The sequence below is a fragment of the Nonomuraea sp. NPDC050202 genome (assembly GCF_040656115.1).
Taxonomy (GTDB): domain Bacteria; phylum Actinomycetota; class Actinomycetes; order Streptosporangiales; family Streptosporangiaceae; genus Nonomuraea.
This window is the reverse complement of sequence record NZ_JBFALF010000013.1, coordinates 211,053-227,232: the sequence shown is the minus strand read 5'-3', so window position 1 is coordinate 227,232 and position 16,180 is coordinate 211,053. Positions and strand designations below refer to the sequence as shown.

Annotated in this window: 15 protein-coding genes; 10 read left to right on the top strand and 5 right to left on the bottom strand. The window is 74.3% G+C overall.

Annotated features, from left to right (window positions below; genetic code table 11):
• The first annotated feature begins 296 nt into the window (after positions 1-296).
• Positions 297-1,223, top strand: coding sequence for an alpha/beta hydrolase (locus AB0I79_RS31105; RefSeq protein WP_357880329.1), 927 nt, complete (start codon positions 297-299; stop codon positions 1,221-1,223).
• Between the two features lie 129 nt (positions 1,224-1,352).
• Here AB0I79_RS31105 and AB0I79_RS31100 read toward each other — a convergent pair whose 3' ends face one another.
• A complete protein-coding gene (locus AB0I79_RS31100; protein WP_357880326.1) occupies positions 1,353-1,904 on the bottom strand; it encodes a TetR family transcriptional regulator in 552 nt (183 codons plus the stop codon).
• A 366-nt stretch (positions 1,905-2,270) separates the two neighbouring features.
• On the opposite strand from AB0I79_RS31100, the gene AB0I79_RS31095 reads away from it, so the two are divergent.
• The 5 genes from AB0I79_RS31095 to AB0I79_RS31075 all read left to right on the top strand — a co-directional run bounded on the left by AB0I79_RS31095 (position 2,271) and on the right by AB0I79_RS31075 (position 8,044).
• The gene (locus AB0I79_RS31095) at positions 2,271-3,329 is read left to right on the top strand and encodes an alpha/beta hydrolase (RefSeq protein WP_357880323.1); all 1,059 of its coding nucleotides are present in this window, start codon (positions 2,271-2,273) and stop codon (positions 3,327-3,329) included.
• A gap of 94 nt (positions 3,330-3,423) precedes the next feature.
• The gene (locus AB0I79_RS31090) at positions 3,424-3,870 is read left to right on the top strand and encodes a VOC family protein (protein ID WP_357880320.1); all 447 of its coding nucleotides are present in this window, start codon (positions 3,424-3,426) and stop codon (positions 3,868-3,870) included.
• Between the two features lie 45 nt (positions 3,871-3,915).
• On the top strand, positions 3,916-4,206 hold the full coding sequence (locus AB0I79_RS31085) for a hypothetical protein (RefSeq protein WP_357880317.1): 291 nt from the start codon (positions 3,916-3,918) through the stop codon (positions 4,204-4,206).
• Positions 4,207-4,299: 93 nt separating this feature from the next.
• Entirely contained in the window at positions 4,300-5,142 is an 843-nt protein-coding gene (locus AB0I79_RS31080) for an oxidoreductase (RefSeq protein ID WP_357880314.1), read from the top strand.
• A 139-nt stretch (positions 5,143-5,281) separates the two neighbouring features.
• Positions 5,282-8,044 (top strand): AAA family ATPase, encoded by a 2,763-nt coding sequence (locus AB0I79_RS31075; RefSeq protein WP_357880311.1) that lies wholly within the window; start codon positions 5,282-5,284, stop codon positions 8,042-8,044.
• 9 nt (positions 8,045-8,053) lie between these two features.
• Here the strand turns inward: AB0I79_RS31075 and AB0I79_RS31070 are convergent, their stop codons facing one another.
• Genes AB0I79_RS31070 through AB0I79_RS31055 form a run of 4 tightly spaced genes read right to left on the bottom strand, consistent with a single transcriptional unit; the run spans position 8,054 to position 11,228 of the window.
• Complete coding sequence (locus AB0I79_RS31070) at positions 8,054-8,938, bottom strand: cytochrome c biogenesis protein CcdA (protein ID WP_357880308.1); 885 nt, start codon at positions 8,936-8,938, stop codon at positions 8,054-8,056.
• 21 nt (positions 8,939-8,959) lie between these two features.
• Positions 8,960-9,574, bottom strand: coding sequence for a redoxin domain-containing protein (locus AB0I79_RS31065; protein ID WP_357880305.1), 615 nt, complete (start codon positions 9,572-9,574; stop codon positions 8,960-8,962).
• Between the two features lie 35 nt (positions 9,575-9,609).
• Positions 9,610-10,260: a glycosyltransferase family 2 protein gene (locus tag AB0I79_RS31060; protein WP_357880302.1), complete on the bottom strand. Its 651-nt coding sequence runs from the start codon at positions 10,258-10,260 to the stop codon at positions 9,610-9,612.
• Entirely contained in the window at positions 10,257-11,228 is a 972-nt protein-coding gene (locus tag AB0I79_RS31055; RefSeq protein WP_357880455.1) for an NAD-dependent epimerase/dehydratase family protein, read from the bottom strand. The genes AB0I79_RS31060 and AB0I79_RS31055 overlap by 4 nt, the downstream gene beginning before the upstream one ends.
• Before the next feature lie 139 nt (positions 11,229-11,367).
• On the opposite strand from AB0I79_RS31055, the gene AB0I79_RS31050 reads away from it, so the two are divergent.
• The 4 genes from AB0I79_RS31050 (at position 11,368) to AB0I79_RS31035 (ending at position 16,179) form a co-directional block, all read left to right on the top strand.
• Positions 11,368-12,675 carry a glycosyltransferase 87 family protein gene (locus AB0I79_RS31050; protein WP_357880299.1) on the top strand — a complete coding sequence of 436 codons (1,308 nt, stop codon included), beginning with the start codon at positions 11,368-11,370 and terminating at the stop codon, positions 12,673-12,675.
• Positions 12,676-12,695: 20 nt separating this feature from the next.
• On the top strand, positions 12,696-13,310 hold the full coding sequence (locus tag AB0I79_RS31045; RefSeq protein WP_357880296.1) for a TIGR04282 family arsenosugar biosynthesis glycosyltransferase: 615 nt from the start codon (positions 12,696-12,698) through the stop codon (positions 13,308-13,310).
• The gene (locus AB0I79_RS31040; protein WP_357880293.1) at positions 13,307-13,918 is read left to right on the top strand and encodes a class I SAM-dependent methyltransferase; all 612 of its coding nucleotides are present in this window, start codon (positions 13,307-13,309) and stop codon (positions 13,916-13,918) included. Before AB0I79_RS31045 ends, AB0I79_RS31040 begins: the two co-directional genes overlap by 4 nt.
• 77 nt (positions 13,919-13,995) lie before the next feature.
• Positions 13,996-16,179, top strand: a complete 2,184-nt coding sequence (locus AB0I79_RS31035; RefSeq protein ID WP_357880289.1) for a serine/threonine-protein kinase — start codon at positions 13,996-13,998, stop codon at positions 16,177-16,179.
• Position 16,180 lies beyond the last annotated feature (1 nt).

The window sequence follows — 16,180 nt, the reverse complement described above, 5'->3', positions numbered from 1 at the left end:
GAAAGGGGCAGGGGATGGTGGAACGACGACCGAGGCCACGTCGGCGGCGGTCACGTGCGCCTGCCGGGGCCGGTCAACCTCCGGTATCACCCGGAGATGTCGTCGTCACCTGCCATGCCTGGTCCTCTCCTGCCTCTCGATCGCCCTTCACCCTAGCAGCGGCCGGGATCGACGCATGGCGCGGGCGAAGCGCTCGACGGGCCTCGCCGGCGTACACGCGGCGGCCCGTTTTCCTGCACCGCCGCGTATACGCGTCCTCAACGTTTCGCATGCGGGCGACGCCTAGGGTGTGCGCCATGTCGAACCACCAGACATCTCGCGAATCACCCGAAACCACCGCCCGGACGGCCCCGCTGTCGCCCGGCACGCACGTGGTGGACGTCGGGGGCGTCGCCCAGCGCTACCACGTCGCCGGTACCGGGCCCGTCGTGCTGGCCCACCCGGGCGGGCCAGGCCTGTCGTGGGACTACCTGCGGATGCCGGCCGCGGAGAGCCACCTCACCATGGTGTACGTCGAGCCGATCGGCACGGGCGCCTCCGGCCGGCTGCCCGCGCACCCGCACGGCTACACCCGTGAACGCTACGCGCGGGCCCTGGACGGGCTGATCGAGCACCTCGGCGCGGGCCGCGTGCACCTGCTCGGCCACTCCCACGGCGGCTTCGTCGCCCAGCACTACGCCCTGACCCGTCCCGACCGGCTCGCCGGCGTCATCCTGTACGGCAGCGCCCCGGTGACAGGCCCCGAGCACCACGCCGAGGCGGCCCGCAACATGGAGGCGTTCGCCCGGCGCAACGCGGGCAGGCCGGGGTTGCGTGACGTCCTCGACACGTGGGAGTCGCTGGGCGCGCTCGCGGACGACGAGGGCACCACCCGGGCCGCCCGCGGCATACTGCCCGCCTACCTCGCCGACTACTGGGATCGCCGGGAGGAGTACGCGCCCCTGTTCTCCGTCACCGGCACCTACATCTCCGGCCTGGACGACCGGCTCGCCCCGGACCTCGTCGACGACCGGGACCTGCTCGGCTCGATCAAGGCGCCCGCCCTCGTCATCGCCGGCCGCCACGACGTCATCTGCGGCCCGCGCTGGGCGAAGGAACTGGCCGGCGGGATCCCCGGTGCCGAGCTGGTCCTGCTGGAGAACAGCGGCCATCTCGGTCACGTCGAAGAGCCGGACGCCTTCGCCCGGGCCATGACGGCCTTCGTGGCGGCCACGGCCGCGTGACAGGCGAGGCCGCGTGACAGACCCGGCCACGCGACACACCCGGCCACGTGACGGACCCGGCCACGTGACGGACCCGGCGGCCGGGGTACGGCCGCTCCGGCACGCCTGCGGGATCCCCGCGCCGTGGGGTCAGCGCGCCTGCTGAGCGCCGACGCCGCGCAGCAGGGTCTCCACCACGACGTCGGCGGCCTGTGCGGCGCTCAGCTCGGACAGGTTCTCGGCCGCATGTTCCAACAGCGGCGGCAGGACCGTGGCCACCCAGCCGGGCGGCAGGTCGGAGCGCAGCAGGCCCTCGTCGGTGGCGCGGCGCAGGAAGGCGTCCACCTCGTCGACCAGCCGGCGGCGGCGCTCGCGGATCGTCTCCTCGCGGAGCATGCGGCTGGTCTCCACGGGCCACCTGCGGTTGACGGCGATGATGCCTTCGGCGTAACGGTGCAGCGCGACCGCGACCGGGGCCTCGCGCAGCCGGGCGGCCTCGATGGCCTCCTCGACCGCGTCGTAACGTGCCCCGTAGACGGCGGCCATGAGGTCTTCACGGGAGGCGAAGCGGCGGTAGACGGTGCGCCGGTCGACTCCTGCCGCAGCGGCGATGGCGGCGATGGTCGCCGAGGGGTCGTCGGCGAGCATGCGGGCGCCCGTGCTCAGGACGCGTTCCAGATTGCGCGTCGCGTCTGCTCTCACCTGCCCAAAGATACTCCGCTCCGTAGCACATGGAGCAATTTACTGCCACGCCGATGCGAAATTTGCTCCTTCAAACGCTACTCGGATGCTGCACTTATGCCGCCGGCGCTACCGCCCGCGCGGCATGGGCAGTCGGGCGGCTGAAGCGCGAGGACGGGGAGCAGTCGAATGACTCAACGTTCCCTTCCGCGTCGCGTCGCCGGCCCGACGCCGCCGGCCGTGGGGCCTGTCACCAGGGAGGTTTCGCCTGGGCGGCACGGCCACCGCCCGCCGCGTTTCACCGTCATCTGACTGATGTGCCGGATTCCGCTTCCCGAAACAGTAAGAAACGCCGCATTACCTGTGACACGACACGGAGGACTCCTCATGATCGATAGGCGAACCTTCGGCAAGGTCGTCGGCCTGGCCACCGGCGCGACCATCGCCTCGCTGGCCGGCTTGCAGGCGCTCCCGGCCGCCTCCGCCACCACGCGCGGCACGCCCCCGAGGTTGCCGGCGCTCACGCCCGGCACGCACACCTCCTTCGCCCCGTTGAAGCAGGTCAAAGCCGGGCTGCTGGACGTCGGATACGCCGAGGCGGGCCCGGCCGGAGGGCCGGTGGTGATCTGCCTGCACGGCTGGCCGTACGACATCCACAGCTTCGTGGACGTCGCCCCCTTGCTGGCGGCGCAGGGGTACCGGGTGATCGTGCCCTACCTGCGCGGCCACGGCACGACGCGGTTCCTGTCGTCGAAGACGTTCCGCAACGCCCAGCAGTCGGCGATCGCCCTGGACATCATCGCGCTGATGGACGCCCTCAAGATCGACAAGGCCGTGCTCGCCGGCTTCGACTGGGGATCGAGGACCGCCGACATCATCGCGGCCCTCTGGCCCGAGCGCTGCAAGGCCCTGGTGTCGGTGAGCGGCTACCTCATCACGAACCTCGAGGCCAACCTCTCCCCACTGCCGCCGAAGGCCGAGTACGCCTGGTGGTACCAGTACTACTTCGCCACCGAGCGGGGCCGCAAGGCCATGGAGGACAAGGACAAGCGGCACGACCTGAACCGGCTCGTCTGGGACACCGTCTCCCCGACGTGGGACTTCGACGACGCCACGTTCGAGCGCACGGCCGCCGCCTTCGACAACCCCGACTACGCCGCCATCGTGATCCACAACTACCGCTGGCGGCTGAGCCTGGCCGAGGGCGAACGCCGCTACGACGCCGTCGAGCGGCGGCTCCAGGCGCGCCCGCGCATCAAGGTGCCGACGATCACCCTGGACGCCGAGCGTGACCCCTTCACGACGCCGCCGGGCGACGGCTCGACCTACCGGGAGATGTTCACCGGCCCCTACGAGCACCGCCTCCTGAAGGGCATCGGCCACAACCTGCCGCAGGAGGCGCCCACGGCCTTCGCCCAGGCCGTCGTGGACGTGGACCACCTCTGAGCCTGCCCCTGCGAGCCACCCCGGGCCCAGGTCGCCGGGCCCGCGTACGGAAACCCGCGCACCCGTGCGCACCACGCGAAAGAAGGATCACACCATGGACATGAAGCTCGAAGTCGTCGTCGTGCCCGTCTCCGACGCCGACCGCGCCAGGGACTTCTACACCCGGCAGCTGGGTTTCCGCCTCGACGCGGACTTCCCCATCCACGACGGCTACCGCATCATCCAGGTCACTCCCCCGGGTTCGGCCTGCTCGATCATCTTCGGCGACGGTCTCACCGACGCCGAGCCCGGCACGGTGCAGGGGCTGCACCTGATCGTGTCCGACATCGAGCAGGCCCAGAAGGAGCTGTCGGGCCGCGGGGTCGAGGTCACCGGCCCGTTCCACGACGCCACCGGCGCCTTCCACCAGGCCGGCGAGGCGGGCCGCGTCATGGGCCTGCACCCGGAGCGTGCCAGCTACGGCTCCTTCGCCTCGTTCGCCGACCCGGACGGCAACCGCTGGTTCCTCCAGGAGATCACCGTACGGCTGCCCGGCCGCTGACCAGCGGCGTTCCCGTGGACCCGGCGGCCACACCATGGAGGATCAGTGACCGCCAAAGACACCCGTACCCATGACGTGGTCGTGATCGGCGCCGTCCAGCACGGCCCGGGCTACCGCGGCAGGGCGCGCGTGCTCATCGACCCCGATCGCCGCACGGTCGTCGGCTGCCACTTCGCCGGGGCGGGCGTCGCCGAGCTCCCGCACTCCGCCACCCTCGCGATCACCGGCGAGATCCCGATCGAGCGGCTCTGGCCCGCCGTGCCGCACTTCCCCACCATCAGCGAGGTGTGGCTGCGGCTGCTCGAGAAGTACCGGGGCCAGGACGCACGTCTGTAGCACATGGAGAGATTCCCGTCACAGTAACGAAGAGATTTGCCATATAAGTGCTACATTGATGAGGCAGTTACTTCTGATGACGGAGGAATCCCCATGGCCAGGACATGGCTCATCACCGGAGCGTCGCGCGGCTTCGGACGTCGCCTCGCCGAAGCCGTCCTCGAAGCGGGCGACCGGGTCGTCGCCACCGCACGCAGCCCCAAGCCGCTCGACGACCTGGTGACCCGCCACGGCGACCGGGTGCGGGCGGTCGCGCTCGACGTCACCGACGCCGCCGCGGCCTCCCGGGCGGTCGAGGAGGCCACCGGCGCCTTCGGCAGCCTCGACGTGGTCGTCAACAACGCCGGCTACGGCAACAGCGCGCCGATCGAGGAGATGGCCGAGGACGACTTCCGCGCCCAGATCGAGACCAACTTCTTCGGCGTCGTGAACGTCACCCGGGCCGCCCTGCCCGTCCTGCGCGCCCAGCGATCGGGCGTGTTCGTCCAGTTCTCCTCCATCGGGGGCCGCGTGGGCGGCACCCCCGGCATGGGCGCCTACCAGAGCGCGAAGTTCGCCGTGGAGGGCTTCTCCGAGGTCCTCGCCAACGAGGTCGCGCCCTTCGGGATCAAGGTCGTCATCGTCGAGCCGGGCGCGTTCCGCACCGACTGGCAGGGCTCCTCCATGGAGATCCACCCCGTCGGCCCGGACTACGAGCAGACCGTGGGAGCCATCCACCGCTACCGGCGCGAGACCGACGGCACCCAGCCCGGCGACCCGGCCCGCGCCGCCAGGATCATCATCGACGTCGTCCGCGACGACGACCCGCCCCGGCGGCTCCTCCTCGGCAGCGACGCCGTCGCCAGCGCTCAGCAGGCGGCCGAGATCCGCGCCGCGGAAACCGAGAAATGGGCCGACGTGAGCCGCTCGGCCGACTACCCCGCCGACGAACGCTAGCCACCACGAGGGAACGCCGGCCAGGACGGCGCCTTCCAGACGGGGCGGCCCGAATCATCCGAACCGTACCCTCCCGGTGCATAATTGGGTCGAGCCGAATTACCCAGGTCTGGCTCACTTGACCTGCGCGGGGTGGTGAATGTCGAGCGGCGCTCCCCGGCTCAACCTGCGTGGCAGACGCGGCGAGTGCGAGGCGCTGGATCGGCTGCTCGCCGAGGCCAAGGCGGGCCGGAGCCAGGTGCTGGTGCTGCGCGGCGAGGCGGGGGTCGGCAAGTCCGCGCTGATGGACCACCTGGTGGCGAACGCGACGGGATGCCAGACCCTGCGGGCGGCCGGCGTCGAGTCCGAGATGGAGCTGGCGTTCGCCGGGCTGCACCAGTTGTGCCTGCCGATGATGGGACAGATCGATCGGCTTCCGGGCCCGCAGCGGGAGGCCCTGGCCGTCGCGTTCGGCCTCAGCGCGGGCAGCGTGCCGGACCGTTTCCTGGTCGGGCTGGCGGTGCTCAGCCTGCTGGCCGAGGTGGCGGAGAAGCAGCCGCTCGTCTGCGTCGTGGACGACGCCCAGTGGCTCGACCAGGTCTCCGCGCAGACGCTGGCCTTCGTCGCGCGCCGGCTGCTCGCCGAGCAGGTGGCGCTGGTGTTCGCGGTGCGCACCTCGGCGTCCGATCCTGGCGACGACCCGTTGCGGGGGCTGCCGGAGCTGGCGATCAGGGGCCTGGGCTACGACGACGCGCGCGCGCTGCTCGACTCGGTGGTGCCCGGGCGGCTGGATGAGCGGGTCAGGGACCGGATCGTCGCCGAGACCCGCGGCAACCCGCTGGCGCTGCTGGAGCTGCCGCACGGGCTCACGGTGGCCGAGCTGGCCGGTGGGTTCGGCCGTCCCGACGCCCGGCCGCTGGCGAGCAAGATCGAGCAGAGCTTCCTGCGGCGCATCGAGGAGCTGCCGGCCGCGACGCAACGGCTGCTGCTGGTGGCGGCCGCCGAGCCGGTGGGGGACGTCTCGCTGCTGAGACGGGTGGCCCAGCGGCTCGGCATCAGCGCGGACGCCACGGCGGCCGCCGAGGCGGCGGGGCTGATCGAGTTCGGTACGCGGGCCCGGTTCCGCCATCCGCTGGTGCGCTCGGCGGCCTACCGGGCGGCGGACCTCGAAGAACGCCAGGACGTGCATCGCACGCTGGCCGAGGCGACCGATCCGGAGTCCGACCCGGACCGGCGTGCCTGGCATCGCGCCCACGCGGCGGTCGAACCCGACGAGGCCGTGGCCGGCGAGCTGGAGCGCTCCGCCGACCGGGCCCAGGCGCGCGGCGGCCTGGCGGCGGCGGCCGCGTTCCTGAAGCGCGCGACCGAGCTGACACCCGATCCGGCCAGGCGCGGGGCGCGGGCGGTGGCCGCGGCGCAGGCCACCTTCGAGGCCGGGGCTCCGGACGCGGCGCTCGAGCTGCTCTCCGCCGCGGAGATGAGCCCGCTGGACGAGCTCAGGCGCGGGCGGCTGGCCCGGCTCCGCGCCCAGATCCTCTTCGCCCGCAGGCGCGGCGGTGAGGCCGCGCCGTTGCTGCTCGACGCGGCCGGCCAGCTGGAACGGGCCGACGAGGGCCAGGCGCGCGAGGCGTACCTCGAGGCGATCGGATCGGCGGTGTTCGCCGGCCGCCTCGGCGAGCCCGACGGGCTGCGGCGGGTGGCCGAGGCCGCCCGCACCGCACCGCGGGGACCGGAACCGTCCCGGCTCGCGGACATGCTGCTCGACGGCCTGGCGACGCGGTTCGCCGACGGCTACGTCGCGGGCGCGCCGCAGTTGAAGCACGCGCTGCGGGCGTTCAGGCAGGACGCCGGCCGCAACGGGGACGACATCATGCGCTGGCTCTGGCTGGCCTGGCCGGCCGCCGGCGACATGTACGACGACGTGACGTGGCACGAGCTGACCACGCACGCGGTCCGTACGGCCCGCGAGGCCGGCGCGCTCAACTTCCTGCCCCTGGCCCTGACCTACCGCGCCGCCGTGCACGTGCACGCCGGCGAGTTCGACGCGGCCTCCACCCTGATCGAGGAGTCCGACGCGCTGCTGAAGGTCACCGGCAACTCGCACCTCGGTTACGCCTCGGTGCTGCTGCTCTCGTGGCGTGGCGCGAACACCGAGCCGGTCGGCGTGGTCGACGCCGGCGCCGACTGGGCGCGCACCTGGGGCGAGGGACGCGCGATAGGCGCCCGCCCCTACCTGCACGCCCTCGTCTACAACGGTTTCGGCCGCTACCAGGACGCCCTGGCCAGCGCGGAGCAGGCGTACGAGTACGACGATCTGGGGCTCTTCGGGTTCTCCCTCATCGAGCTGGTCGAGGCCGGAGCCCGCGGCAACGCCCCCGCGGCGGCCGCGACCGCGCTGCGCCGGCTCGAGGAACGAGCCGTCGCCAGCGGCACGGACTGGGCGCTCGGCCTGCTGGCCCGGTCGAGGGCGCTGCTGTCCGGCGGCCGGACCGCCGATGAGCTGTACCGCGAGGCCATCGAGCACCTCCAGCGCACCCGGGTCGCCGTGCACCTCGCGCGCACCCACCTGGTGTACGGCGAGTGGCTGCGCCGCGAGAACCGGCGCGCCGACGCGCGCGAGCACCTGCACACCGCCCACGAGATGTTGCAGGGTTTCGGCGCCAGGGCCTTCGCCGACCGCGCCCGCCGCGAGCTCGTGGCCCTCGGCGAGTCGGTACGCCGGCACGCGGCCGAGGAACGTCAGGTCCTCACGGCGCAGGAGGCCCAGATCGCCCGGCTGGCCGCCGGCGGGAAGACGAACTCCGAGATCGGCGCCGAGCTGTTCATCAGCCCGCGCACCGTCGAGTGGCACCTGCGCAAGGTGTTCGCCAAGCTGGACGTGGACTCGCGGAGCAAGCTCCGCGGGGTGCTGACCGGCTCCTGACGGGCGGATTCACGGGTCCACGCGCGTCCCGGGACCGGAGCGCGCGCGGCGCCGTACGAGGCGGGCCGCCACGACGATCGCGACGAGCACGGCCAACGCGAGGGCGACCCGGCCGGGGCCGAGGGATTCCAGCCATCCCGCGATGGCGCCCTGCACGGCGGTCGCCGCGCCGACGATCAGGTCATCGGGCGTGCCGCCCGCGTAGACGCGCAGCTCGTACCAGCCGTAGTAGGCGACGTACAGGCCCGCCGGCACCAGCAGCCCGCCGCTGATCCGCGACACGTACGGCAACATCGACCGTGCCCTGGCCACCGCCGCCGACCGGGCCAGCGCCACCACCAGCGACAGCACGGCCACGACCAGCCCCATGCCGAGCCCGTACGCGACGAAGACCAGCAGCCCGCCCAGGATCCCGCCGGCGGCCAGCGAGGCGGAGGTCACGGCGAGGAACGGGCCGATGGTGCACGACAGCGAGGCCACCGCGTAGCTGAGGCCGTACCCGTACAGCGAGGGGAGCGAGGCGACGGGCCTCCCGGTGGCCAGCCGGGGTGTGCGGACCAGCAGCTCGCGGCCGGCCAGCAGCCACACCCCCAGCCCGCACAGGGCGACGCCGATCAGGATCGTCACCCACGGCAGGTACCGGCCGACCGATACCGCCAGCGGCGTCACCACCAGCCCGAACAGCCCGAACACCGTGACGAACCCCGCGGTCATGGCCGCCCCGAGCAGCAGCGCCCGCGCCACCGGCCCGCGCGCGAAGGCGCCGCCGGCGCCGGGCTGATCGTCGGCGACCAGCATCGTGAGGTACGCAGGCAGCAGCGCGAACCCGCACGGGTTGAACGCCGCCACCAGCCCCGCCGTCAGGGCCAGCGCCAGCGGCAGCTCACCGGTCATTCCCGCCCCCGGCGGCGTGCGCTACGCGGCGCGCAGTTCGGCGACATGGCGGTCGAGGTCGTCGGAGCCGAGCGGCCCCGAGGCCTTCCCGGTGGATCCGTCCGGTTTCATGAACACGAACGTGGACTGCTGGCTGACGCCGAGCCGGGTCCACACCGCGCCCTTCTCGTCCGAGAGCTGCACGAAGCCGCCGGTCCCGGTGCGCCGCACGAAGTCCTTCATGGCGGCTTCGCCGTCCAGCCCTGCGACGCCCACGAACGCGACGTCGGCGTACTTGGCGGCGGCCGCCTTGACGGCCGGGGCCTCCGACTGGCACTTCGGGCACCACGGGGCCCAGAACCAGAACACGACGGGCTTGCCCGCCAGGCTGGAGCCGTCGAAGGGCTGCCCGTCCAGGGTGGTGGCGGTGAACCGCAGGGTCTCCGGAACGTTCGCCTGCCCCCTGGAGGCCGCCGTCGCGGGCTCAGACGTGGCCGGGGCGGAGGTGGGCGGGGCGGAGGTGGGCGGGGCGGAGGTGGCCGGTGTCACGGCGGCCGGGGCCGGCGCGGCGCCGCCGCCCGCATCCCCGGCCGCGCCGCACGCGGCCGTCAACAATCCCGCCGCGACCACGGCGGCCACTGCACGAATCCTCGTCATGCCGGGAGCATAGACACGGGCGCCGGGTCCGGATCTTACGAGCCCATGACGCGTCGCATGTCGGCGACAGCGCGCAGCGTCCCGCGCACGGTGCCGGTCACCTTGGAGCGTCCCGTCCTGGCCAGGTAGTCCACGTCGACCTCGGCGATCCGCCACCCGGCCGCGGCGGCGCGCAGCACCATCTCCAGCGGGTAGCCGAAGCGGCGGTCGGTCAGCTCCAGCCCCAGCAGCGCGGAGCGCCTGGCCGCCCGCATGGGGCCCAGGTCGCGCAGCGGCGCACCCGTACGGCGGCGCAGGATCGCGGCCAGGACGGCGTTGCCCAGCCGGGCGTGCGGCGGCCAGGCCCCGGCGGCCTTCGGGACGCGCCGGCCGAGCACGAGGTCATCGCGCCCGTCGAGCACCGCCGCGGCCACCCGGGGCAGCTGGGCGGGGTCGAGCGAGGCGTCGGCGTCCATGAAGCAGACCAGCTCGGCCGAGGAGGCCAGCAGTCCGGCGTGGCAGGCGGCGCCGAAGCCGCGCCTGGGCTCGTGGACCACCTCGGCCCCGTGGTCGCGGGCGACCGCCGCGGAGCGGTCGGTGGAGCCGTTGTCGACCACGATGGGGCGGTAGCCGGCGGGCATGCGGCCGAGCACCCGGCCGAGCGCGGCCTCCTCGTTCAGGCAGGGCAGGATCACGTCGATCGTCATGACCGGGCGAACTCCTTCATGCCCGCCTCGAAGCCGATCTCGGCGCGGAAGCCGAGCTCGGCCGCGGCCCGTCCGGGCGAGGCCACGATGTGCCGGACGTCGCCCAGCCGGTACTCGCGGGTGATCCGTGGGCCGGGTCCGCCCCGTTCCGCGGCCAGCGCGCGGGCCATCTCGCCCACGGTCCGGGGGGTGCCGGAGGCGATGTTCCAGGCCCGCAGCTCGCCGGGCCGGACGGGCGCCGACACGGCGGCGAGGTTCGCCCGGGCCACGTCGCGCACGTGGACGAAGTCGCGGAGCTGGCGGCCGTCCTCGAACACCTTCGGCGCCCTGCCCGCCTCCAGCTCGGAGCGGAAGATCGCGGCCACTCCCGCGTAGGGGGTGTCGCGGGGCATGCGCGGGCCGTACACGTTGTGGTAGCGCAGCGCCGCCACCCTGCCGCCGGTCTCCCTGGCCCAGTTGGCGGCCAGGTGTTCCTGCGCGAGCTTGCTGGTGGCGTAGGCGTTGCGCGGGTCGGTGGGCTCGTCCTCCTCGATCGCCGCGCAGCGCAGGGGCTCGCCGCACCGCGGGCAGGCGGGCTCGAACCGGCCCCGCTCCAGGTCGTGCGCGGCCCGGGGCCCGGGCCTGACCTGGCCGTGCGTGGCGCAGGTGTAGCGGCCCTCGCCGTAGACGACCATCGAGGAGGCCAGGACCAGGCGGGCGATCCCGTGCCTGGCCATGGCGGCCAGCAGGACGGCGGTGCCGTACACGTTGACGGAGGCGTAGTCGGGCAGGTCGGCGACGTGCACGCCGAGCCCCACCTTGGCGGCCTGGTGCACGACGGCGCCGACGCCCGGCAGCAGCGTGTCCAGCAGGCCCGCGTCGCGTACGTCGGCGCCGTGCCGCAGGTCCAGGCCGACGACGTCGAGCCCCGCGGCACGCAGGGTCTCGGTCACGTGCCCACCGATGAAACCGGCCGAGCCGGTGACCATCACTCTCACGCCGCCGACGCTAACCCGGCGCCTCGGGCGGCCTGAAGCGACGTTCGCGGTTCGTAAGGGTTCTTACGGACCTCGAACGGCGGCCGGTGCGGCGGTCCCGGCCGGGCTCCGGCGTGCGAGGCTGCCGCCTGTGAGCCGGTACCTGCTCGCCACCGGCGGGGTTCTCGCGGCCCTGGCAGCCGTCCTGATCAGGATGGTGGCCGGGCCTTCCGGGCTGGGCTGGTACCTGGCGGCCTGGGCGCTGTTCGCGTGCGCCGTGTGGCTGGCGCGGCGGGTTCCCGGGCACCGGCTCGGCGCGCTGGTCGTGGCCGGGGGCATCGTACTGGCCGCGACCGGGCTGGCGGCGCCGCCGAGCACCAGCACCGACTCCTTCCGGTACGCCTGGGACGGCCGGGTACAGGCCGCGGGCCTCTCCCCCTACGATCACCCGCCGTCCGCTCCCGAGCTCGCGGCGCTGCGTGACGGCTGGCTCTTCCCGGCCGGCTGCGCCGCCCGCCATCCCCTGCCGGACGGCGGCTGCACGCGGATCAACCGCCCCACGGAGCCGACCATCTACCCGCCGGTGGCGCAGGGCTATTTCCTGCTGGTCCACTGGCTGTCGCCGCAGGGGGCACGGCACAAGGCGCTGCAGCTCGGCGGCTGGGTGATGGCCGTGCTGGCGCTGATGGCGCTGTACCGGGTGGCGGGCGCCCGGCGGGCGGCGTACTGGGCGTGGTGCCCGGCGGTGCCGGTCGAGGCCGTCAACAACGCGCACGTGGACATGCTGGGCGTGCTGCTGGTGGTGCTGGCCTTCTGCGCCGTCCGCGCCGGCCACGCCCGCGGGGCGCTGCTCGGCGCGGCCGTGGCCGCCAAGCTGCTGCCCGCGACGGCGCTGCCCGGCGCCCTGTCCGGGGTGCTCGCGAGCCGCGGGGGGTGGCGCCGCGCCGCCGTCACGGTGGCGCCCGCCGCGCTCGTGGTGGCACTGTCCTACCTGCCGTACGTCCTGGCCTCGGGCGCCTCCGTGGTGGGCTACCTGCCGGGCTATCTGGAGGAGGAGCGCTACGACGGCGGCGGCGACCGGTACGCGGTCCTGCGGCTGGTCCTGCCGGACTCGTGGGCCCCGTACGCGGCGATCGCGTCGCTCGGCCTGGTCGCCCTCCTCGTCCTGCGCCACGGCGACCCCGACCGGCCCTGGCAGGGCGCGCTGCTGGTCAGCGGCTCGCTCCTGCTGCTGTTCACCCCGGGCTACTCCTGGTACGCGCTGCTGGTCGTCGCGCTGGTCGCCATGGACGGCCGGTGGGAGTGGCTGGGCGCGGCCCTGGCGGGCGCGGTCGCCTACACCGCCGGCCCCGGATCCCTGTTCTACGCGGCCGCCGCCGTGGCCGTGCTGATCGGCTGGGCCGCCCGAGCGCGCCACCGGGCCGTCCGGCCACCTGCCCCCGCATCCCGTGAGGACTGAGCACACTGAGCCCCCAGATCGTGATCATCGCCAAGGAGCCGCTGCCCGGGAAGGTCAAGACCCGGCTGACCCCGCCGTACAGCCCGGCCGAGGCCGCCGGGCTCGCCGAGGCGGCGCTGCGTGACAGCGTGCGCGCCGTGGCCGCGGCGCCGGCGACCCAGCGGGTGCTCGCCCTGGACGGGCTGCCCGGCCGCTGGCTGCCGCCGGGATTCGTGGTGGTCCCGCAGCGCGGGGCGGGCCTGGACGAGCGCCTGGCGGCGGCCTTCGCCGACGCCCACCGGCTGCGCCCGGACCCCGTCGTGCTGATCGGCATGGACACCCCGCAGGTCACGCCCGCGCTGCTGGGCGAGGCGGGCCGGGCGCTGGAGCGGCACGACGCGGTGTACGGCCCGGCGGCCGACGGCGGCTTCTGGCTGCTCGGCCTGCGCCGGCCGGACCCGGCGCTGCTGCTGGGGGTGCCGATGTCGCATCCGGAGACCGGCAAGCACCAGCTCGACCGGCTCCAGCGGGCCGGGCTGGACGTGCGCCACCTGCCCGAGCTGACCGACGTCGACACCGCGGCGGACGCCGCCGCCGTGGCCGCCGAGGCGCCCGCCTCCTGCTTCGCCGCCGCGCTGCGGGAGCTGGGCCGGTGATCGGCGAGATCTACGCCGACGCCCTGGCCGGCGAGAGCGTCGAGATCGAGTACGTCGACGGGACCCGCGCGCCGCTGGAGGCCGCCCGCTGGTTCGAGCCGATCGAGGGCGACGAGGAGTTCCTGAGCCGCTGCTCCAGCCCCACGCTGGACGTCGGCTCCGGCCCTGGACGGCTCACGGTGGCGCTGACCCGGCGCGGGATCCGCTCGCTCGGCATCGACATCACCCCGCGCGCCGTCGCCCTGACCCGCCGCGCCGGAGGCTTCGCCCTGCTCAGGGACGTCTTCGACGACATCCCGCACAGCGGCCGCTGGGCCACCGCGCTGCTCGCCGACGGCAACATCGGCATCGGCGGCAACCCCGCGGCCCTGCTGCACCGGGTCAGGCATCTGCTCCGGCCGGGCGGCGCCGTCCTGGCCGAGGTGGCGCCGCCCGGCACCCGGAGCCGGGTCGACCGGCTCCGGCTGCGCCGGGGACCGCTGGCCGGGCCGTGGTTCGGCTGGGCGACCGTCTCGGCGGACGACATCCGGCGCGTCGCGCTGGCGGGCGGGTTCGCCGGGGCCGACTGCTGGAGCGCGCACGACCGCTGGTTCGCACGGCTGTCTTAGGGCGGGCCGGGGAGGCCCGTCGGGCCCGGTACGTGCGGGATCGCCGTGGAATCGCCGAACGTGTATCGTCGGGAACCATGTTCCGCCCCCTGCGTGCCGGCGAGCCGAACCGGCTGGGTGACTACCGCATCATCGCAGGTCTCGGCGAGGGCGGTCAGGGCGTCGTCTACCTGGGCGAGGGCACCTCCGGCGAGCAGGTGGCGATCAAGGTGCTGCACGCCAGGCTGGCGGGCGACAGCGAGGCGCGGGAACGTTTCTTACGCGAGGTCGACGCGGCCATGCGGGTGGCGGCGTTCTGCACGGCCCGCGTGCTGGACGTGGCGGTCGACGGCGACAGGCCGTACATCGTGTCGGAGTTCGTCAACGGCCCGTCGCTGGAGGACTCCGTCCGCGAGCACGGGCCCAGGTCGGGGGGTGCGCTCGACCGCATCGCGGTCAGCACGGCCACCGCGCTGGCGGCCATCCACCGGGCCGGGGTCGTCCACCGCGACCTCAAGCCGTCGAACGTCCTGCTGGGCTCCGACGGCCCCCGCGTGATCGACTTCGGCATCGCGCGCGCGATCGACATGACCCTCACCGGCGGCTCGGTGGGCACCCCGACGTACATGGCTCCCGAGGTGATCGCCGGGGAGCCGGCGCAGCCCGCGTCCGACGTGTTCAGCTGGGCGGTGACCGTGGGCTTCGCCGCGACCGGGCGCCCGTCCTTCGGCCGGGACACGGTGCCCGCGGTGATGTACCGCATCCTCAACGCCCCGCCGGACCTGGACGGCGTGCCCGAGCCGCTGCGTGCCCTGCTCGCCCGCTGCCTGGCCAAGGCGCCGCAGGAGCGTCCGACGGCGGCGGAGGCCCTGCATCTCCTCCTCGGCCACGACCAGACCGTGACCAGGCCCGTCACCGGGCCGTCGGCGCCCCACCCGGCCGCGGCCCCGCTGGCCGCCGCCGCCCCGTCACCGCCCGCCGCCGCCCCGCCGGCGGGCGCCCCGCCGGCCGGAGCGGCGCAGGCGTGGAGTCCCACCGCCGTGACGCCGGCCGACCCCCCTTACGCCGGGCCTCCTTACACCGGTCCCACCGGGACACCTCCGCCGGGAACGCCGCCCGCGGGTGAGGCGCCGCCCGGCGCCCCCCGCAAGAGGTCCAAGCTCGTGGTGGTCGGCGCGGCGGCCTCCGTGGCGGTGCTCGTGAGCGTGATCGTGGTGGCCCTGCGATGGGGAGAGGGCCCCTCTCCGACGGCGTCCAGGCCCTCGGCGACGGCGAGCACGACGTCCGCCGCGCCGCCGGCGACGCCCGGCGTCACCGCCCGGCCGTACGGCAGGAGGTTCGGCAGGGCCACGCTCGGCGGCGAGGTCAACACGGTGGCGGTGAGCACGTACGACGGGCAGCGCGCCGTGCTGGCCGGCAGCACCAAGGGTGTGGCCAAGGTGTGGAGGTTCGACACGCGCGCCAGCGAGCTCGCCACGGTGCAGAACTCCGGCGGCGAGGAGACGGGCGCCGCCATCGACGTGGGCGAGGTGGACGGGAAGGCGGCCACGTTCAGGCGGTTGCAGAACGGCGGGGTGGTCGTCTCCGGCGCGGAGGGCGACGAGCCGCTCGGCCCCACCTACCAGGGCCACCAGAGGATCGTCTACGCGCTCGCGCCGGTGCAGGTGGCGGGCAAGACGGTGGTGGTCAGTGGCGACGAAGCCGGAAAAATCCGTGTATGGGACCCGAAGACGGGCAAGGACTCCGGGCCCCAGCCCAAGGCGGCCGGTGGCGACCCGGTGTTCGGTGTCGCGACCGGCACGATGGACGGGCATCCGTTCGCGGTGGTCGCGGCGGCCGACGACACCGCGCGAGTGTGGGACCTGGAGACCGGCGCCATGGGCGCCACCTTCCGCGGGCACGGCAACGACGTCTTCGCCGTGGCGACCGCCGTGATGGACGGCGGGCCGGTGGGGATCAGCGGCGGCGCCGACCGCCAGGTCCGCGTCTGGGACCTGCGCGACGGCCGGGAGATCACCTCGTTCTCCGGCCACACCGCCGAGGTCGCCTGCCTGGCGGTGGGCAGGGTGAAGGGCCGCGCGGTGGTCGCCTCCGGCGGGTTCGACGGGACGATCCGCGTCTGGGACCTGCGCAGCGGCGAGCAGCTCGGCGACCCGCTGAAGGCTCCGGGCGGGCGCGTCTACTCGGTGGCGATCGCCGAGGACGACGGTGAGACCTGGCTGGCCGCCGGCGACCGCGGTGGCAACATCACCGCATGGACCCTCGGCCCGGCCTCCCCCTAGC

Excerpts from the sequence above, each read along its gene's own strand:
- AB0I79_RS31035 (WP_357880289.1), top strand. The coding sequence starts at position 13,996 with ATGTTCCGCCCCCTGCGTGCCGGCGAGCCGAACCGGCTGGGTGACTAC.
- AB0I79_RS31095 (WP_357880323.1), top strand. The coding sequence starts at position 2,271 with ATGATCGATAGGCGAACCTTCGGCAAGGTCGTCGGCCTGGCCACCGGC.
- AB0I79_RS31080 (WP_357880314.1), top strand. The coding sequence starts at position 4,300 with ATGGCCAGGACATGGCTCATCACCGGAGCGTCGCGCGGCTTCGGACGT.
- AB0I79_RS31060 (WP_357880302.1), bottom strand. The coding sequence starts at position 10,260 with ATGACGATCGACGTGATCCTGCCCTGCCTGAACGAGGAGGCCGCGCTC.
- AB0I79_RS31105 (WP_357880329.1), top strand. The coding sequence starts at position 297 with ATGTCGAACCACCAGACATCTCGCGAATCACCCGAAACCACCGCCCGG.
- AB0I79_RS31065 (WP_357880305.1), bottom strand. The coding sequence starts at position 9,574 with ATGACGAGGATTCGTGCAGTGGCCGCCGTGGTCGCGGCGGGATTGTTG.
- AB0I79_RS31070 (WP_357880308.1), bottom strand. The coding sequence starts at position 8,938 with ATGACCGGTGAGCTGCCGCTGGCGCTGGCCCTGACGGCGGGGCTGGTG.
- AB0I79_RS31090 (WP_357880320.1), top strand. The coding sequence starts at position 3,424 with ATGGACATGAAGCTCGAAGTCGTCGTCGTGCCCGTCTCCGACGCCGAC.
- AB0I79_RS31075 (WP_357880311.1), top strand. The coding sequence starts at position 5,282 with ATGTCGAGCGGCGCTCCCCGGCTCAACCTGCGTGGCAGACGCGGCGAG.
- AB0I79_RS31055 (WP_357880455.1), bottom strand. The coding sequence starts at position 11,228 with ATGGTCACCGGCTCGGCCGGTTTCATCGGTGGGCACGTGACCGAGACC.